The 19,192-nt window shown below is 40.6% G+C and carries 18 protein-coding genes and 1 other RNA gene; 16 read left to right on the forward strand and 3 right to left on the reverse strand.

Annotated features, from left to right (window positions below; translation table 11 throughout):
• Window positions 1-35: 35 nt before the first annotated feature.
• The 16 genes from HMPREF9423_RS03635 to tig all read left to right on the forward strand — a co-directional run bounded on the left by HMPREF9423_RS03635 (window position 36) and on the right by tig (window position 15,116).
• On the forward strand, window positions 36-563 hold the full coding sequence (locus HMPREF9423_RS03635; protein WP_006147973.1) for an SLOG family protein: 528 nt from the start codon (window positions 36-38) through the stop codon (window positions 561-563).
• Between the two features lie 69 nt (window positions 564-632).
• Window positions 633-968 (forward strand): cell division regulator GpsB, encoded by a 336-nt coding sequence (gpsB, locus tag HMPREF9423_RS03640; protein WP_006152068.1) that lies wholly within the window; start codon window positions 633-635, stop codon window positions 966-968.
• Between the two features lie 18 nt (window positions 969-986).
• Window positions 987-1,368: RNase P RNA component class B (gene rnpB / locus HMPREF9423_RS11855), an RNA gene on the forward strand.
• Window positions 1,369-1,450: 82 nt separating this feature from the next.
• Window positions 1,451-2,629: a THUMP domain-containing class I SAM-dependent RNA methyltransferase gene (locus tag HMPREF9423_RS03645; protein WP_006147975.1), complete on the forward strand. Its 1,179-nt coding sequence runs from the start codon at window positions 1,451-1,453 to the stop codon at window positions 2,627-2,629.
• Window positions 2,622-4,073 carry a cell division site-positioning protein MapZ gene (gene mapZ, locus HMPREF9423_RS03650; protein ID WP_006155728.1) on the forward strand — a complete coding sequence of 484 codons (1,452 nt, stop codon included), beginning with the start codon at window positions 2,622-2,624 and terminating at the stop codon, window positions 4,071-4,073. The genes HMPREF9423_RS03645 and mapZ overlap by 8 nt, the downstream gene beginning before the upstream one ends.
• A 76-nt stretch (window positions 4,074-4,149) precedes the next feature.
• The gene (gene gndA / locus HMPREF9423_RS03655; RefSeq protein WP_006147977.1) at window positions 4,150-5,574 is read left to right on the forward strand and encodes an NADP-dependent phosphogluconate dehydrogenase; all 1,425 of its coding nucleotides are present in this window, start codon (window positions 4,150-4,152) and stop codon (window positions 5,572-5,574) included.
• Between the two features lie 11 nt (window positions 5,575-5,585).
• A complete protein-coding gene (locus tag HMPREF9423_RS03660; RefSeq protein ID WP_006147978.1) occupies window positions 5,586-6,275 on the forward strand; it encodes a response regulator transcription factor in 690 nt (229 codons plus the stop codon).
• Between the two features lie 94 nt (window positions 6,276-6,369).
• Window positions 6,370-7,371: an N-acetylmuramoyl-L-alanine amidase family protein gene (locus tag HMPREF9423_RS03665; RefSeq protein ID WP_006147979.1), complete on the forward strand. Its 1,002-nt coding sequence runs from the start codon at window positions 6,370-6,372 to the stop codon at window positions 7,369-7,371.
• Window positions 7,372-7,493: 122 nt separating this feature from the next.
• Window positions 7,494-8,372 carry a mevalonate kinase gene (gene mvk, locus HMPREF9423_RS03670; protein ID WP_006147980.1) on the forward strand — a complete coding sequence of 293 codons (879 nt, stop codon included), beginning with the start codon at window positions 7,494-7,496 and terminating at the stop codon, window positions 8,370-8,372.
• Window positions 8,354-9,307 carry a diphosphomevalonate decarboxylase gene (gene mvaD, locus HMPREF9423_RS03675; protein ID WP_006147981.1) on the forward strand — a complete coding sequence of 318 codons (954 nt, stop codon included), beginning with the start codon at window positions 8,354-8,356 and terminating at the stop codon, window positions 9,305-9,307. The genes mvk and mvaD overlap by 19 nt, the downstream gene beginning before the upstream one ends.
• Window positions 9,294-10,307, forward strand: a complete 1,014-nt coding sequence (locus tag HMPREF9423_RS03680) for a phosphomevalonate kinase (RefSeq protein WP_006147982.1) — start codon at window positions 9,294-9,296, stop codon at window positions 10,305-10,307. The genes mvaD and HMPREF9423_RS03680 overlap by 14 nt, the downstream gene beginning before the upstream one ends.
• Window positions 10,285-11,286 carry a type 2 isopentenyl-diphosphate Delta-isomerase gene (gene fni, locus HMPREF9423_RS03685; RefSeq protein ID WP_006147983.1) on the forward strand — a complete coding sequence of 334 codons (1,002 nt, stop codon included), beginning with the start codon at window positions 10,285-10,287 and terminating at the stop codon, window positions 11,284-11,286. Before HMPREF9423_RS03680 ends, fni begins: the two co-directional genes overlap by 23 nt.
• A 98-nt stretch (window positions 11,287-11,384) precedes the next feature.
• Complete coding sequence (gene liaF, locus HMPREF9423_RS03690) at window positions 11,385-12,083, forward strand: cell wall-active antibiotics response protein LiaF (protein ID WP_006147984.1); 699 nt, start codon at window positions 11,385-11,387, stop codon at window positions 12,081-12,083.
• The gene (locus HMPREF9423_RS03695; protein ID WP_006147985.1) at window positions 12,080-13,069 is read left to right on the forward strand and encodes an envelope stress sensor histidine kinase LiaS; all 990 of its coding nucleotides are present in this window, start codon (window positions 12,080-12,082) and stop codon (window positions 13,067-13,069) included. The genes liaF and HMPREF9423_RS03695 overlap by 4 nt, the downstream gene beginning before the upstream one ends.
• An 18-nt stretch (window positions 13,070-13,087) precedes the next feature.
• The gene (locus HMPREF9423_RS03700; RefSeq protein WP_006147986.1) at window positions 13,088-13,720 is read left to right on the forward strand and encodes a response regulator; all 633 of its coding nucleotides are present in this window, start codon (window positions 13,088-13,090) and stop codon (window positions 13,718-13,720) included.
• A gap of 112 nt (window positions 13,721-13,832) precedes the next feature.
• Window positions 13,833-15,116, forward strand: coding sequence for a trigger factor (gene tig / locus HMPREF9423_RS03705; RefSeq protein WP_006147987.1), 1,284 nt, complete (start codon window positions 13,833-13,835; stop codon window positions 15,114-15,116).
• A 45-nt stretch (window positions 15,117-15,161) separates the two neighbouring features.
• Here the strand turns inward: tig and recD2 are convergent, their stop codons facing one another.
• The 3 genes from recD2 to rnhC form a co-directional block, all read right to left on the reverse strand.
• Entirely contained in the window at window positions 15,162-17,528 is a 2,367-nt protein-coding gene (gene recD2, locus HMPREF9423_RS03710; protein WP_006147988.1) for an SF1B family DNA helicase RecD2, read from the reverse strand.
• A gap of 89 nt (window positions 17,529-17,617) precedes the next feature.
• A complete protein-coding gene (gene lepB, locus HMPREF9423_RS03715; RefSeq protein WP_006147989.1) occupies window positions 17,618-18,232 on the reverse strand; it encodes a signal peptidase I in 615 nt (204 codons plus the stop codon).
• Window positions 18,233-18,236: 4 nt separating this feature from the next.
• A complete protein-coding gene (gene rnhC, locus HMPREF9423_RS03720) occupies window positions 18,237-19,118 on the reverse strand; it encodes a ribonuclease HIII (RefSeq protein WP_006147990.1) in 882 nt (293 codons plus the stop codon).
• Window positions 19,119-19,192 lie beyond the last annotated feature (74 nt).

Consider the following 19,192-nt stretch of genomic DNA (forward strand, 5'->3'; position numbering starts at 1 on the left):
ATTATACCACAAAGGTTTTCAGAAAGGGTGAAAAAATGCATACAGCCTTGGTTTTGGGATACTCAGCTTTTGATTTGGGAGTGTTTAATGAAAAGGACATTCGCTTAAAAATTATCAAAAAAGCCATTCGAAGAGATTTGGAAAGAATGGTTGAGGAAGGGTTGCAATGGCTAGTGTTCACAGGTTCTCTTGGTTTTGAACATTGGGTTTTAGAAGTCGCCAAGGAAATGAAAGATGACTATGGATTCCAACTAGCGACTATTTTTGATTTTGAAACACATGGCTCGAATTGGAATGAAGCAAATCAGATCAAATTGAGTGATTTTAAACAGGTCGATTTTATCAAGTATGCCTATCCGGCTTATGAGCATAAAGGTCAATTGAGAGATTACCAGATTTTTTTACTTGAAAATACAGATGGAGCCTATCTTTTTTATGATCAAGAAAACGAAACAAAACTGAGATTTTTTTACGAACTGATGAAAAAGAAAGACAACTATATTACAAAAAGATTAACATTTGAGGATTTAAACGAAATAGCCGAAAATTTTTCCGAAAATTGAGGCTTTGACCTTGCTTTTTGTTTGCCTTTTTTTATATAATAATACTAGTAACTGAGAATGGAGAGAGACATGGCAAGTATTATTTTTACAGCAAAAGATATTTTTGAGCAGGATTTCGGAAGAGAAGTACGTGGATACAGTAAAGCAGAGGTAGATGAATTCTTAGATGACGTTATCAAGGATTATGAAACCTATGCAGCGTTGGTTAAATCATTGCGCTTGGAAGTCGCAGAATTGAAAGAACAATTGGCGAACAAACCTCAAGTGGAACCTGTATCTGTAACGTCTGAGCCTGCTGAGCTTGGAAGTACGACTTCTATGACTAACTTTGATATCTTGAAACGCTTGAATCGTCTTGAAAAAGAAGTATTTGGCAAACAAATCGTAGAAAATTCTGATTTCTAAGAATCATACAGTTGTGCAATTTTTGGATAATCGCGTGGAGAGTTTATCTTTTCATGAGGAAAGTCCATGCTAGCACAGGCTGTGATGCCTGTAGTGTTTGTGCTAGGCGAAACCATAAGCCTAGGGACGAGAAATCGTTACGGCGAGTGAATAGACTAAGTTTTCGGATATGTTTTAGTAGCTCTGAAAGTGCCACAGTGACGAAGTCTCTCTGGAAACAGAGAGAGTGGAACGCGGTAAACCCCTCAAGCTAGCAACCCAAATTTTGGTCGGGGCATGGAGTGCGCGGAAACGAACGTAGTACTCTGACTGCTAGCAGCTTCTAGCTGTTAGTGGTAGACAGATGATTATCGAAAGAAGTGGTCCTAGTCACTTCTGGAACAAAACATGGCTTATAGAAAATTGCATATAGGTTGGGGCTGAGAAATTTTCTCAACCTCATTTTTTAAAGGTGAACAAGAGAAAGGTCTTTAAAGACTGACATGAAACAAACATTTAATTTAATCGCGACTGCTGCAGCAGGCTTAGAGGCTGTTGTAGGTCGGGAAGTGCGTGCACTTGGCTATGACTGTCAAGTTGAGAATGGTCGCGTTCGCTTTGAAGGAGATATAAAGGCAATTATTGAAACTAATTTGTGGCTACGAGCTGCAGATAGGATTAAGATTGTTGTTGGGACTTTTCCTGCAAAAACATTTGAAGAACTTTTTCAAGGAGTTTTTGCCTTAGATTGGGAAAACTATTTACCACTTGGAGCGCGTTTTCCAATTTCAAAGGCTAAGTGTGTCAAATCAAAACTTCATAATGAACCTAGTGTTCAAGCTATCTCTAAAAAGGCAGTTGTCAAGAAATTGCAGAAACATTATGCTCGACCAGAAGGTGTTCCGCTGATGGAAAATGGTCCAGAGTTTAGAATAGAGGTTTCAATTCTTAAAGATGTTGCGACTATCATGATTGACACAAGTGGCTCTAGTCTTTTCAAACGAGGTTATCGTACTGAAAAAGGTGGTGCTCCTATTAAAGAGAACATGGCAGCAGCAATTCTGCAATTATCAAACTGGTATCCAGATAAACCTTTGATTGATCCAACCTGTGGTTCAGGAACCTTCTGTATTGAGGCAGCTATGATTGCTCGTAATATGGCACCAGGCTTACGCCGTTCCTTTGCTTTCGAAGAATGGAATTGGGTTAGTGATCGTTTGATTCAGGAGATTCGTACGGAAGCTAGCAAGAAGATTAATCGTGAGATTGAGCTAGACATCATGGGCTGTGATATCGATGGCCGCATGGTGGAAATTGCTAAGGCAAATGCTCAGGCTGCGGGGGTTTCTAAGGATATCCACTTTAAGCAGATGCGCGTGCAGGATTTGCGAACAGATAAGATTAATGGAGTTATTATTTCGAATCCACCATATGGGGAACGCTTATCAGATGATGCAGGAGTAACAAAGCTCTATGCAGAGATGGGAGACGTATTTGCTCCACTCAAAACCTGGAGTAAGTTTATCCTGACCAGTGATGAAGCTTTTGAAAGTAAATATGGTAGTCAGGCTGATAAAAAACGGAAACTCTATAATGGTACTTTGAAAGTTGATTTATATCAATATTTTGGTCAACGAGTGAAAAGACAAGATGTCAAAGTGGAAAGGAATGCAAATGAGTAAGAAAAGACGCGATAGCCATCACAAGGATGAGCAAGAATCTAAATTTGAATTTGAAGAGGCTAAAGATTTAACGGTTGGTCAGGCTATTCGCAAGAACGAAGAGGTTGAAGCAGGTGTGACTCCAGATGATACCATCTTAGATAAATATATCAAGCAACACCGTGAAGAAATCGAAGCAGACAAATTTGAAAATTTACAAACGAAAAAAGAGGAGTCTACTCAAAGCTTGGATGATATGATCCAAGAAGTGATAGAAACTACTGAACAAGAAAATGTGTTAAGTCCGGAAGAGGAAGCGATTGCTCTTGTAGTAGCCACAGATACAACTGAAATCGTTGCCCAAGAATCCGAAGAAGAGGAAACGAGAGTTCTCGAGCAACCTTTTAAGGATGAATTGGAAGCTGTGGAAATGGCTGAGGTTGATAGCTCCGAAGTTGCAGTGGTTTATGAGAAAAATGAAGAACAACTTCAACCCTTGTCTCGTTCTGCTCAAGCAGATGATAAACCACAAAATAAAAAGAAATGGGCAATTTTGTCAGCTATTATTTTAGGTTTCCTCTTAATTTTTGGAGGTGGTTATTACGTTTATCGTCAGATTACGCGTTCTTCTCAAGAGATTCAAACGAAGGCGGCGGATTCAGGTTTGGTAAGCAATCAGTCAGTCTATGAACAATTCAATACGCTCTACGACACGTTTTATACTGATGAAAACAAAACAGCTCTTAAAAATAGCCAGTTTAGTCAACTGAATCAATTGAAGGAACTTCTAGATAAACTTGAAGGAGCGAGAGAACATACTCTGGCCAAATCAAAATATGATAGTCTAGAAACTCAAATAAAGGCTATCCAAGAAGTGAACTCTCAATTTGAAACTCCAGCTATTACAGATGGTGTCTTGGATACAAATGCAAAAATCAAAGCGGATGCTAAATTTACAGATATCAAGACTGGTAATACTGAAATTGACAAACTTCTAGATAAAGCAATCAGCCTTGGTAAGAGCCAACTAGCAAGTACAACAACGGCCTCAACAACAGCCTCGACAACAGCAGCGAGCCAGGAAGCGTCAAGCCCAACAACAGAAAGCAGTCCATCTACTTCAACAAGTGATACTGCGGCATCTACTAATAGTGGCTTGTCAAGCGAAGGTGTTAATTTGCAAAGAAGCGCTAGCCGAGTACCGTATAATCAATCTGCTGTAAACGATAGTAGTAATCCTGCCTGGACCTTCGCAGATGGTGTTCTTGAACAGATCCTTGAGACATCCCGTGCGCGTGGATATATCACTGGAAACCAATATATCTTGGAACGTGTAAATATTGTGAATGGCAATGGATATTACAATCTTTACAAACCAGATGGAACTTATCTCTTCACTCTAAACTGTAAGACAGGATACTTTGTTGGGAATGGTTCTGGCCATGCGGATGATTTAGACTACTAGTCAAATTGTTATAAAATTCTTTCTTTTCACAGATAAACGTGATAAAATAAAACATATTAAATAAGAGGAGTGTCACATGACAAAAGCAAACTTTGGTGTTGTTGGTATGGCCGTAATGGGTCGTAACCTTGCCCTTAATATTGAATCTCGTGGATACACAGTTGCTATCTATAACCGTAGTAAAGAAAAAACAGAAGATGTTGTTGCTTGCCATCCTGAAAAGAACTTTGTGCCAAGCTATGATATCGAAAGCTTCGTAAACTCAATTGAAAAACCACGTCGTATCATGCTCATGGTTCAAGCAGGACCTGGTACAGACGCAACCATCCAAGTCCTTCTTCCACACTTGGATAAAGGCGACATCTTGATTGACGGAGGAAATACTTTCTATAAAGATACTATCCGTCGTAACGAAGAATTGGCGAACTCTGGTATCAACTTCATTGGTACAGGTGTTTCTGGTGGTGAAAAAGGTGCCCTTGAAGGTCCTTCTATCATGCCTGGTGGACAAAAAGAAGCTTATGAATTGGTAGCAGATGTTCTTGAAGAGATCTCTGCAAAAGCACCAGAAGATGGTAAACCATGTGTGACTTACATCGGCCCTGATGGAGCTGGTCACTATGTGAAAATGGTCCACAATGGTATCGAGTACGGTGATATGCAATTGATTGCAGAAAGCTATGACTTGATGCAACACTTGCTTGGCCTTTCAGCTCAGGATATGGCTGAAATCTTTACTGAGTGGAACAAGGGCGAATTGGACAGCTACTTGATCGAAATCACGGCTGATATCCTTGGACGCAAAGATGATGAAGGTCAAGATGGTCCAATCGTAGACTACATCTTGGATGCTGCAGGAAACAAAGGAACTGGTAAATGGACTAGCCAATCAGCACTTGACCTTGGTGTGCCATTGTCTCTTATCACTGAGTCAGTGTTTGCACGTTACATCTCTACTTACAAAGAAGAACGTGTTCATGCTAGCAAAGTTCTTCCAAAACCAGCTGCTTTCAAATTTGAAGGAGACAAGGCTGAGTTGATTGAAAAGATCCGTCAAGCCCTTTACTTCTCAAAAATCATTTCTTACGCACAAGGTTTTGCGCAATTGCGTGTAGCTTCTAAAGAAAATAACTGGAACTTGCCATTTGCAGACATCGCATCTATCTGGCGCGATGGATGTATCATCCGTTCTCGTTTCTTGCAAAAGATTACAGATGCTTACAACCGTGATGCAGACCTTGCTAACCTTCTTTTGGATGAGTACTTCTTGGATGTAACTGCTAAGTACCAACAATCAGTTCGTGATATCGTAGCTCTTGCTGTTCAAGCAGGTGTACCAGTACCAACCTTCTCAGCTGCCATCACTTACTTTGATAGCTACCGTTCAGCTGACCTTCCAGCAAACTTGATCCAAGCACAACGTGATTACTTTGGTGCCCACACATACCAACGTAAAGACAAAGAAGGAACATTCCACTACTCTTGGTATGACGAAAAATAAGTAGGTCAGCCATGGGGAAACGGATTTTATTACTTGAGAAAGAAAGAAATCTAGCTCATTTTTTAAGTCTGGAACTCCAAAAAGAGCAATACCGAGTTGATCAGGTAGAAGAGGGTCAAAAAGCCCTCTCCATGGCTCTTCAGACTGACTATGACTTGATTTTACTGAATGCTCATCTAGGGGATATGACAGCCCAGGGTTTTGCAGAACAGTTGAGTCGGACTAAGCCAGCTTCGGTTATTATAGTCTTGGACCATCGAGAAGAATTGCAAGACCAACTTGAAACAATCCAGCGTTTCGCTGTTTCATATATCTACAAGCCAGTCATTATTGATGATTTGGTGGCTCGTATTGCAGCAATTTTCCGAGGTCGGGATTTTATCGACCAACACTGTAGTCAAATGAAGGTTCCGACATCCTATCGCAATCTGCGAATGGACGTAGAACATCATACTGTCTATCGTGGTGAGGAAATGATTGCCCTCACACGTCGTGAATATGACCTTTTGGCTACCCTTATGGGAAGCAAGAAAGTTTTAACTCGAGAGCAGTTGCTGGAAAGTGTTTGGAAGTATGAAAGTGCGACCGAAACCAATATCGTGGATGTTTATATCCGTTATCTACGTAGCAAACTTGACGTAAAAGGTCAAAAGAGTTACATTAAAACCGTGCGTGGTGTGGGTTACACCATGCAAGAATAGAAAAGCAGTTACCTTGTGTAACTGCTTTTTTTGAAATTATTATATATTGACATATAGTTTAGTCTTTGCTACAATCATTTTGGAGGAAGCAAGAATGAAATTTTTGAAAAAAAAGATGCAAGTTGGACTAGCAGTATTCTTCTTAGGTCTTTTAGCGACAAGTACTGTATTTGCGGACGATGCTGATTCAGAAGGTTGGCAATTTGTCCAAGAAAATGGTAGAACCTACTACAAGAAGGGTGACATCAAAGAAACGGCCTGGCGAGTGATTGATGGAAAAACCTATTATTTTGATTATAATGGTGAAATGGTTGTTGGTTGGCAATACATTCCGTTTCCATATCAAGGAAGTACCATTGGTCCTTATCCAAATGGTACGAGGTTGGAATTTATGCCAATGTCAAAATGGTATTACTTTGCTCAAGATGGGGTTCTTCAAGAATTTGTTGGCAAGCAAGTTTTAGAAGCAAAAACTGCTACAAATACCAACAAACATCATGGGGAACAATATGATAGTCCAGCAGAGAAACGAGTCTATTATTTTGAAAATCAGCGTAGCTATCACACTTTAAAAACAGGTTGGGTTCATGATGAGGGGCATTGGTATTATTTACAGGAGGATGGTAGCTTCGATGCTCGTATCAACAGTTTAACGGTTGGGGAGCTAGTGCGTGGCTGGACAAATGATAACTCAACTTGGTACTATCTAGATCCAACAACCGCTGCATTGCAAACTGGTTGGCAATACCTTGGTAACAAGTGGTACTATCTCCGTTCATCAGGTGCTATGGCGACTGGTTGGGTGAAAGATGGTTCAACTTGGTATTATCTTGACGCTGAAAATGGGGATATGAAAACAGGTTGGGCTTCTATCAATGGCTATTGGTATTACTTCCGTTCATCAGGAGCTATGGCGACAGGCTGGCTTCAAGACGGCTCAACTTGGTACTACCTCAATGCAAGTAATGGCGATATGAGGACTGGATGGTTCCAAGTTAACGGTAAATGGTACTATGCCTATAGTTCAGGTGCCTTAGCTGTAGATACCACAGTAGGTGGCTACCAGGTCAACTATAATGGTGAATGGGTCCAGTAATGAAAACAAGCGATTGTGAAGGAAACAATCGCTTTTTTTGTGAAAATATAATAAAATAGAAAGGAATAAAGTTCTAAAATTTTATCTAGAAACAGACGCTTTTCGTCTGATAGTAGGATTAAATGACAAAAGAAGTTGGTGTCGGTCAGGCACATAGTAAAATTATTTTAATAGGAGAGCATGCAGTCGTTTACGGCTATCCAGCCATCTCTTTGCCTCTTTTAGAGGTTGAAGTGACTTGTCGGGTGGTTCCAGCAGCGACACCATGGTGTCTTTTTGAAGAAGACACCTTGTCCATGGCAGTTTATGCTTCCCTAGAGTATCTGAATATCAAAGATGCTTACATCCGTTGCCAAATTGACTCAGCTATTCCAGAAAAACGTGGAATGGGTTCTTCGGCAGCCATTAGCATTGCGGCTATTCGCGCTGTATTTGATTATTACCAAGCAGAACTACCGCGAGATGTGTTAGAAATTCTGGTCAATCGCGCTGAGATGATTGCCCATATGAATCCTAGTGGATTGGATGCTAAGACCTGCCTTAGTGACCAGCCTATTCGTTTTATCAAGAATGTTGGTTTTGAAGAACTAGCCATGGACTTGTCGGCTTATCTGGTCATTGCAGATACAGGAGTCTACGGACACACTCGTGAAGCTATTCAGGTTGTAGAGAGCAAGGGTAAGGAAGCTTTACCTTTCTTGTATGCACTTGGAGAGTTGACCCAGCAAGCAGAAGAAGCAATAAAAGCAAGAGATGCCGTGATGCTGGGAGAGATTTTAACAAAAGCGCATGGAAATTTAAAAGAAATAGGAGTTAGTAGCCTTGAGGCTGATGCCTTGGTGGAAACTGCTCTTCAACATGGTGCTTTAGGTGCTAAGATGAGTGGTGGTGGTTTAGGTGGCTGTATCATAGCCTTAGTAGCCGACTATCACCAAGCTCAAGATTTAGCTGAAAGATTAGAAGAGAAAGGAGCTGTTCAGACATGGATCGAAAGCCTGTAACAGTACGTTCCTATGCCAATATTGCTATTATTAAATATTGGGGAAAGAAGGCAGAAAAAGAGATGGTTCCTGCGACTAGCAGTATCTCTCTGACTTTAGAAAATATGTATACGGAGACGACACTTTCTCCTTTACCAGCAGATGCAACCGCTGATGCCTTTTACATCAATGGTCAGTTGCAAAACGAAGCTGAGCATGCCAAGATGCGTAAAATCATTGACCGCTACCGTCCTGAAGGAGCAGGGTTTGTTCGTATCGATACTAAGAACAATATGCCAACAGCAGCAGGCCTTTCTTCAAGTTCCAGTGGTTTATCTGCCTTGGTCAAAGCTTGTAATGCATATTTCCAACTTGGACTGAATCGCAGAGAATTGGCCTTGGAAGCTAAGTTTGCATCGGGTTCTTCATCTCGTAGTTTTTATGGCCCCTTGGCAGCCTGGGACAAGGATAGTGGAGAGATTTATCCTGTCGAAACTGACTTGAAACTAGCTATGATTATGTTGGTCTTGGAAGACCAGAAAAAACCAATTTCCAGTCGAGATGGGATGAAGCTTTGTGTCGAAACTTCTACGACTTTTGATGAGTGGATTCGTCAATCTGAACAAGATTACAAGGATATGTTAGTCTACCTCAAGGAAAATGACTTTAAGAAAGTTGGAGAATTGACAGAGAAGAACGCCTTGGCTATGCATGCTACGACAAAAACTGCAACTCCATCCTTCTCTTATCTGACAGATGCTAGTTACGAGGCAATGGATTTTGTTCGTCAGCTTAGAGAAAAAGGAGAATCTTGCTACTTTACCATGGATGCAGGGCCTAATGTAAAGGTTCTTTGTTTAGAAAAAGACTTTGAACATTTATCAGAACTTTTAGGTCAACGCTATCGCTTAATCGTTTCAAAAACAAAGGATTTGAGCCAAGATGACGATTGTTAAAACTTGTGGGAAGCTCTATTGGGCTGGGGAGTATGCCATTTTAGAACCAGGACAGTTGGCGCTAATAAAGGCTATTCCCATCTATATGACGGCTGAGATTAAAGCGTCTAATGTTTATCGACTCTACTCAGATATGTTTTCCTATAGTGTAGACTTGCGACCAGATTCTTCATATGCCTTGATTCAAGAAACAGTTGCCTTGGTGGAGGAGTATCTAACTGCCCAAGGAGTTGAACTGCATCCTTTTTCTTTAGACGTTCGTGGGAAAATGGAGCGTGAGGGCAAGAAGTTTGGCCTAGGTTCTAGTGGTAGTGTAGTTGTCTTGGTTATCAATGCCATGCTTGCCTTCTATGAAAGATTAGCTGACAGAGAACTCTTGTTTAAATTGGCGAGTGCTGTACTTCTGAAACGTGGGGACAATGGCTCCATGGGGGACATTGCCTGTATCGTATCAGAAGACCTCGTCCTCTATCAGTCATTTGACCGTGAGAAAGTGGCACAATGGCTAGAAAAGGAAGAACTGCAAGCTGTATTAGCACGTGATTGGGGCTTTTCTATTAGGAGTGTTGAACCAGCTTTGAAATTTGATTTTCTGGTTGGTTGGACCAAGGAAGTGGCTGTATCAAGTCATATGGTTAAGCAAATCAAGGATAATATGAATTCTAGATTTTTACAGGCTTCGAAAGAAACAGTAGCTAACTTGGTAAAGGATTTGGAGGTAGGTCAAGAAGAAACCATTATTGACTTGCTGGAACAAGCCAGCCAACTTTTAGAAGGCTTGAGTTCAGAAATTTACACACCTTCGCTCAGACAACTAAAAAATGCCAGCCGAGATTTGAAAGCTGTTGCTAAAAGCAGTGGTGCTGGTGGTGGAGACTGTGGGATAGCACTTAGTTTTGACCAAGATTCGACCACATTACTGAAAAAACGCTGGGCTGATTTAGGAATTGAGCTCTTGTATCAAGAAAGGATGGAACATGACGACAAATCGGAAGGATGAACACATCCGCTATGCCCTTGAACAAAACAGTACTTATAATAGTTTTGATGAAGTTGAACTGATTCATTCTTCGCTACCCTTATATGACTTAGATGAAATTGATCTTTCGACAGAATTTGCAGGGCGAAAATGGGACTTTCCTTTTTATATCAATGCCATGACGGGTGGAAGCGATAAGGGGAGAGAAATCAATCAAAAGCTGGCTCAGGTGGCAGATGCTTGTGGGATTTTATTTGTGACGGGCTCATACAGCGCTGCACTCAAGGATCCTTCAGATGACTCTTTTTCAGTCAAAACTAGTTACCCTAACCTCCTACTTGGAACCAATATTGGCTTAGACAAACCTGTAGAACTAGGATTACAAACAGTTAAAGAGATGAATCCCCTTCTATTACAAATTCATGTTAATGTCATGCAGGAATTACTTATGCCAGAGGGTGAACGTCAATTTAGATTATGGCAACATAATCTTTCAGATTATGTTGAGCAAATCTCTGTGCCACTTGTTTTAAAAGAAGTCGGCTTTGGCATGGATGTGAAAACCATTGCTAAGGCTTATGAGATGGGAATACGAACCGTTGATTTGTCTGGTCGTGGGGGAACGAGCTTTGCCTATATCGAAAACCGTCGCAGTGGACAGCGTGACTACCTAAATGACTGGGGTCAATCGACCATGCAAGCTCTTCTAAATGCCCAAGACTGGAAAGACAAGATGGAACTTTTGGTTAGTGGAGGAGTTCGCAATCCACTAGATATCATCAAATGCTTAGTGTTTGGAGCCAAGGCAGTTGGTCTATCACGCACTATGTTAGAGCTGGTTGAAAATTACTCTGTTGATGTCGTTATTTCCATTATTGAAAGCTGGAAGGAAGACCTACGCTTGATTATGTGTGCCCTTAATTGTAAAAAAATTGAGGATTTGCAAGAGGTCGACTATCTCTTATATGGAAAATTAAAAGAAGCAAAAGACCAAATGTAAAGAAAGAGGTCGGGATTTTAGTCCCGACCTCTTTATCATTCCTCAGACTGATGTGACTTTTGGGATTTGTGATACAATTAAATAGAGAGGTCGGTTACATGCGAAAATTTCAAATTTTTCTATTTATTGAAGCTTGTTTATTGACAGGAGCTCTGATTATGATGGTATCAGAGCATTTTTCCCGTTTTCTACTGATATTGCTCTTGTTTTTACTGCTGATTCGATATTATACTGGAAAACAGGGGAACAATTTTATTTTAGTGGCAGTGAGCATCCTATTTTTCTTTATCATCATGCTCAATCCCTTTGTCATTTTAGCCATCTTTGTGGCCTTGATATACAGCCTGTTCCTACTTTACCCTATGATGAACCAGGAAAGAGAAGATACCAATCTGTTTTTTGAAGAAGTAGTGACGGTAAAGAGGGAGAAAAATCGCTGGTTTGGGAATCTCCACCATTTTTCAAGTTACCAGACTTGTCGTTTTGATGATATCAATCTCTTTCGCCTTATGGGGAAGGATACCATTCATCTAGAGCACGTGATTTTGAGCAATCATGATAATGTCATCATCTTGAGAAAACTGGTCGGCACAACCAGAATTATCGTACCAGTGGATGTGGAAGTCAGCCTTAGTGTTAATTCTTTGTATGGAGATTTAACCTTTTTTGACCAGCCTAAACGTGCTTTGCGTAATGAGCAATTTCATCAAGAAACCAGAGATTATCTCAAGAGTCCTAAGAGTGTTAAGATTCTTTTGACAACTATGGTTGGAGATGTTGAGGTGGTGAGAGGATGAAAAAGCAACCCTATATTTTAATTGGTCTCACCTCATTTCTCTTTGTTGCTTTTCTATTTCGAAGCATTTTTAAGGTCTTAGATTTGGAATGGACTTCTCTTTTCCAAGATTTAGAAAAGACAGAAAAAGTCCTATTTCTAGCTTTGATGTTTAGTCTTGCTCTAGCCTTTTTATTGGTCTTGTTTTGGACAATGGTTGATGAAATTTCAAGAAGAAGAATCCAAGCAAATCTTAAACGTCTGCTAGCAGGTAAAGATATTAAAAGCCTTGGAGATGCTGATTTAGACGCAAGTTTTAGAAATCTATCAGGCAAGCTTGGTTTATTGACAGAAGCCATTCAAAAAGCGGACAATCAAGCCTTGGTCAAGGAAGAAGTGATTATTGAAAAGGAGCGCAAGCGAATCGCGCGTGACTTGCATGATACGGTTAGCCAAGAAATTTTTGCTGCCCATATGATTTTATCAGGACTCAGTCAACAAGCTTCCAGATTAGACAAAGAGAAGATGCAGACACAACTCCAGAGTGTGACAGCTATTTTGGAGACAGCCCAGAGAGATTTGCGTATCCTACTCTTGCATTTACGGCCAATTGAACTGGAACAAAAGAGTCTAGTTGAGGGGATTCAGTTGCTTCTCAAAGAATTGGAAGAAAAAAGTGAACTCAAAGTCAGTTTTAAATATCAGGTAGACGAATTGCCTAAAAAGATTGAGGAGCATGTCTTTCGTATCGTCCAAGAATTGATTAGTAACACTCTCCGTCATGCCCAAGCTTCTTGTCTAGATGTTTATCTTTATCAAACGGAAACTGAATTGCAGTTGAAGGTAGTAGACAATGGTCTCGGTTTTCAGTTAGATGATGTTGATGAACTAAGCTATGGACTACGCAATATCAAAGAACGAGTGGAAGATATGGCAGGGAGCATACAACTATTAACAGCACCCAAGCAGGGTTTGGCAGTGGATATTCGGATCCCCTTGCTTGATTGACGAACAAAAGGAAATAAAATGAAACTATTATTAGTAGATGACCACCAAATGGTGCGTCTTGGATTAAAAAGTTATTTTGAACTACAAGATGATGTAGAGGTTGTTGGAGAAGCAACTAATGGCGCAGAAGGGATTTCCATGGCCTTGGAGCTTCGTCCAGATGTGATCGTCATGGATATTGTTATGCCTGAAGTCAACGGAATTGACGCAACTCTAGCTATTCTCAAAGAATGGCCGGAGGCTAAAATTTTGATTGTGACTTCTTATCTAGACAATGAAAAAATCATGCCAGTCTTAAATGCTGGAGCTAGGGGTTATATGCTCAAGACATCAAGTGCCGATGAGTTGTTCCATGCTGTTCAAAAGGTGGCAGCTGGAGAGCTAGCTATCGAACAAGAGGTGAGTAAGAAAGTAGAATACCACCGCAATCATATGGAACTTCACGAAGAATTAACTGCGCGAGAACGCGATGTCCTTCAACTGATTGCCAAGGGCTATGAAAATCAGCGCATTGCAGATGAGCTCTTTATCTCCCTTAAGACAGTTAAAACCCATGTCTCCAATATCCTAGCCAAACTTGAGGTCAGTGATCGTACCCAGGCAGCAGTTTATGCTTTTCAACATCATCTGGTGGGTTCTGATGAATTTTAAGAGACATAGGATGTAACTGAAGCATGGACGAAAAGCGCATCCATTACTTGAAAAAGTTCGCTACTATGTGGTATAATGGACTGTATTAAAAATTTTAAGGAGAAATGACAGAATGTCTGTATCATTTGAAAACAAAGAAACAAACCGTGGTGTCTTGACTTTCACTATCTCTCAAGACCAAATCAAACCAGAATTGGACCGTGTATTTAACTCAGTAAAGAAAACTCTTAACGTTCCAGGTTTCCGTAAAGGTCACCTTCCACGTCCTATCTTCGACCAAAAATTTGGTGAAGAAGCACTTTACCAAGATGCAATGAACGCTCTTTTACCAGACGCTTATGAAGCAGCTGTTAAAGAAGCAGGACTTGAAGTAGTTGCTCAACCAAAAATTGATGTAACATCAATGGAAAAAGGTCAAGACTGGGTTATCACTGCAGAAGTTGTTACAAAACCTGAAGTTAAATTGGGTGAATACAAAAACCTTGAAGTATCAGTTGATGTAGATAAAGAAGTAACTGACGCTGATGTTGAAGAGCGTATCGAACGTGAACGCAACAACTTGGCTGAATTGGTGATCAAAGAAGGTGCTGCTGAAAACGGCGACACTGTTGTTATCGACTTTGTTGGTTCTATCGACGGTGTTGAATTTGACGGCGGAAAAGGTGAAAACTTCTCACTTGGACTTGGTTCAGGTCAATTCATCCCTGGTTTCGAAGACCAATTAGTTGGACATTCAGCTGGTGAAACTGTTGACGTTATCGTAACATTCCCAGAAGACTACCAAGCAGAAGACCTTGCAGGTAAAGAAGCTAAATTCGTAACAACTATCCACGAAGTTAAAGCTAAAGAAGTTCCAGCTCTTGACGATGAACTTGCAAAAGATATCGACGAAGAAGTTGAAACTCTTGACGAATTGAAAGAAAAATACCGCAAAGAATTGGCTGCTGCTAAAGAAGAAGCTTACACTGATGCCGTTGAAGGTGCAGCAATCGATAAAGCAGTTGAAAACGCTGAAATCGTAGAACTTCCAGAAGAAATGATCCACGAAGAAGTTCACCGCTCAGTAAATGAGTTCCTTGGGAACTTGCAACGTCAAGGTATCAACCCTGACATGTACTTCCAAATCACTGGAACTACTCAAGAAGACCTTCACAAACAATACGAAGCAGAAGCTGAGTCACGTACTAAGACTAATCTTGTTATCGAAGCAGTTGCCAAAGCTGAAGGATTTGACGCTACTGAAGAAGAAATCCAAAAAGAAATCGAGCAATTGGCTGCAGATTACAACATGGAAGTTGCACAAGTACAAAGCTTGCTTTCAGCAGATATGTTGAAACATGATATCACAATCAAGAAAGCTGTTGAATTGATCACAAGCACTGCAACAGTAAAATAATCTGAAAAGATAAAAAACCACCAGATTCGGTGGTTTTTTTGTGCTTTATTTTCCGAAAAACTCATCAAGATCATCTTGGCTAATTCCAATCATGGCTGGGATACTAGTCCAATTTTCTTCAGTCAGGATGTAAGGTTGATGTGGATCAATCTGGTTTTCTGTTTCAAGAATTGGCTCATTTATTTCTTCAGAGCTTTCAGTTAAGTCGCTGAAACGTTCAATCAGATAGGTTTTTCGAGCTGTTCCAATATGTTTAGTTGCATAATCAAAGGCTTGAAGTTCACCGAGTAGAATGAGTTTGCTTCTAGCCCGAGTAATAGCAGTGTAGATAAGGTTACGCTCCAGCATACGCTTGCTAGCACTGGTGATGGGAAGAAAGACAACTGGGAATTCACTTCCTTGAGATTTATGGATACTCATGGCGTAGGCAAGACGAATTTTATACCATTCGTTGCGTGGATAGACGACTTCGTTCCCATCAAAATCAATCATCATTTCATCTTGTTTTGATTCAGTGTATTTTCCAGGAATGAGGTCTGTGATGTAGCCTAGGTCTCCGTTAAAAACGTTAACTTCTGCATCGTTTACCAAATGAATGACCTTATCTCCGCTACGATACTGAAACTGACTTGCTTCAAAACTAATCTGTCCCTTTTGAAGAGGATTGAGCAGTTCTTGCATGAGTTGATTGATGGCATCGATTCCTGCTGCTCCACGATACATAGGAGCTAGAACTTGGATGTCTCGTGCAGGGATGCCACTTCTGATGGCAGCATCTAGGATTTTTTCAATGGTCGCTGGGATCTGGTTACTAGCGATTTCAAAGTAGGAACGGTCTGCTTTTTTCTGAGTGAAATCTGCAGGTAAAATTCCCTGACGAATCTGACTCGCAAGTGTGACAATGGTTGATTCTTCGCTCTGGCGGTAGATTCTTTCCAAGCGTGTTTGCGGAATACTTGGAATCTGGAGCAAATCAGCCAGAACTTGACCTGGGCTAACCGAAGGCAACTGATCACTATCTCCAACGATGAGAATTTTACTAGTAGAGGAAATGTTTGAGAAGAGTTGATTGGCTAGCCAGGTATCTACCATTGAGAACTCATCCACGATGATAAAATCAGCATCTAGATAATCTTCCAAATGACTGGTATCATCGTCTCCAGTCATACCTAAATGACGGTGAATCGTTGCACTAGGCAAGCCTGTCAACTCATTCATGCGACGTGCTGCACGACCAGTTGGAGCAGCAAGGAGAATCGGTAGATTACTTTTCTTTCGAAGGTCCAGTCCTTCTAATAGAGCATAGACACCAATAATCCCATTGATAACAGTGGTTTTCCCAGTACCAGGTCCGCCAGTCAGGATAAAGACCTTGTTTTGGATAGCATCACAGATTGCCTGTTTTTGAATGGCATCGTATTGGATGCCTAATTCTTCCTCGACAATTGCGATTTGCTCCTGGATGATTTCGGTTTCTTGTTTATCGGTTTCTTCTTTTTCAAGGATACGAATGAGGTGATTGTGAATCCCTTCCTCAGCGAAAAAGAGACTGTTGTCAAAGATTTTGGTGTCAACTTGTTGGACTTTTTCTTCTTCAATGAGATTGGACAATTCTTGAGCAAGTTGACTTGGTTCTAGTTCTACAGGACGTGAGGATTCCAGTAGATTTAGAGTCTTTTCTAATAAGTCTCTAGCTTCAACATAAGTATCCCCGCTTTCCATACAAGCGTTTAAAAGGCTATGAATGAGTCCTGCTCGGAAACGTTCAGGTGCCTGGCTTTCAATGCCCAATTCTTGCGCCAATTGGTCAGCGATGGTAAAACCCAATCCCTTGATATCTTCTACCAACTGGTAGGGATAATTTTCAACGATATCGATGGTTTTCTCTTTATAGGTATCCTGGATTTGAATAGCTAATTTATTGGGAATTCCGTAGTTGGCAAGTTTGGCTAAAACCATTTCTGTCCCGTAGTTGAGGCGAAGCGTAGAAACGAAGGCCTCACGACTTTTAGAAGACAGCCCTGAGATAGTTTCAAGTTTTTCAGGATGTTCAAGGATTTCATCGATAGTATTTTCTCCATAGAGTTCCACAATCTTTTGGGCAGTTTTAAGACCAATCCCTTTGAAATGAGTACTTGAAAAATACTTGACCAATCCCTTACTAGTTGGTTTTGCTCTTTCGTAACGGGAAATCTGCAGTTGTTCTCCGTATTTGGAGTGTTGGATAATCTGCCCCCAGAAAGTGTATTCTTCTCCCTCGATGACATCAGCCATGGTCCCTGTAACAATGATCTCGAAATCATCAAAGTCCTCAGCATTGGTATCCTCTATATCTAAGAGTAGAATACGGTAAAAATTGCTGACATTTTCAAAAATAATACGTTCAATCGTACCTGTAAAATAGACTTCCATATAATTCCTTTACATTCCTAAATGAAATCAAATCATTCAGAATAGAATGAGAAGAGGCTGAGATTCGTGTTCTCGGCCTCTTAGTGTTATTAGAATGTTCCGATACGTTTGAGTGGCCAGAAACGGAATTTGGCTTCACCAGTGATATCTTTTGCCTTAAAGGTACCAACATGTCGACTGTCGCTAGATACCAGACGGTTATCACCTAGGAGGAGGTATTCTCCTTCTGGAACAGTGAAGGTAAAGCTAGTGTTGTAATTAACATCTAGGGTAAAGGTCTGAGCCTTTTGAGCTAAAGTTCTAAAGTAATCTCCCTTTTTACCATCCCAACCAGTTCCAGTATAAGTGCTTTGGAGTTTATCTTCCTTGAAACGCTTAAGGTATTCTGCTAAATAGGGTTCATCGGTTTCTTGATTGTTGATGTAGAGTTTATCATTTTCGTAACGGATGGTATCACCTGGCAATCCGATGACTCGCTTCACGATATCTTTATTCCCTTCATCCTCATGAGCGACAACTATATCAAAGCGATCGATTGGGAGGTGTTTAACAACAAAGAGAATTTCCCCGTCAGCTAGAGTAGGGTCCATGGAATGTCCTTCTACACGAACATTGCTCCATAGAAAGAGACGGCTGAGACCTACTAGGGCAATAATCAGGAAGAAAATTCCCCACTCTTTTAAAAATATTTTAAAATAATTCATACTTTTACCTTTCTAGAAGTTGCTTAGCTTTTTCAGTGTTTTTAAAATGCAGTTTTGCGCAGAAGCTGAGCCCTTTCATTCCATATGCTTGTAAGATTTGACTGGCAACCTTATCAGAAGCGGCACCAGCCCCACTCGGAAGTTGGTATCCCAGCTCTCGTCCTAGGTTTTCAAGATTTTCTAGGAAGAGATCACGCGCAATGATGGAGCTGACAGCGACGGCCAAGTATTTGCCCTCAGCTTTTTCCTCTAGCGTGACTGGATTAGAAAAGTGATTTGCTTCGTTTTTTAGATACTTTTGATAATTTTGTGAGCTTGTAAAGGCATCGATAACAATTTTTTCAGGTTCAACTTCCTTTTGAAGGAGGAGATAGATTGCTTGATTGTGGAGAGCTACCTTGACAGAAACGGCGTTGTAGCGCTCACCGATGACTTCGTTATACTTACTTGGCGAAAGAAGGAGTGCTTGATGCTGAATCTTCTCCTTAAGAAGGGAAGCAAGCTGACGAATCTTTTGGTCAGTTAGTGTTTTAGAATCTCCAACCCCGACTTTTCGTAAAAAGTCATGCTGATCAGGAGTTACAAATGACGCCACTACAGCCAGACCACCGAAGTAGGAACCATTTCCAACCTCATCTGTTCCAATCAAGGGGAAATTTTGCCCGCTAACTACTTGTTCTACTTGATAACCAAAAAATCTAGCATAGCTTTCAGCAGCTTCTCCTTGCAAGAGGACTTTCCCAGATGTATAGACGGAAACACTGGCTTGAGGAAGTTTTAAAAAGTAGCGAATATAAGGATTTTTACTAGGAGTGAGTGCATGTTCATGCTTTTGAACAAAAGTCTGAATTTCCTTTTCACTCGGAGTTAATGTGATACTTGCCATAGTCTCTATTGTACCATAAAAGCGCTAGAATTGGTAAAAACTGACAAACTTAGTGAAATTTGGTATAATATCGT

It is taken from the genome of Streptococcus infantis ATCC 700779 (assembly GCF_000187465.1).
GTDB lineage: Bacteria > Bacillota > Bacilli > Lactobacillales > Streptococcaceae > Streptococcus > Streptococcus infantis.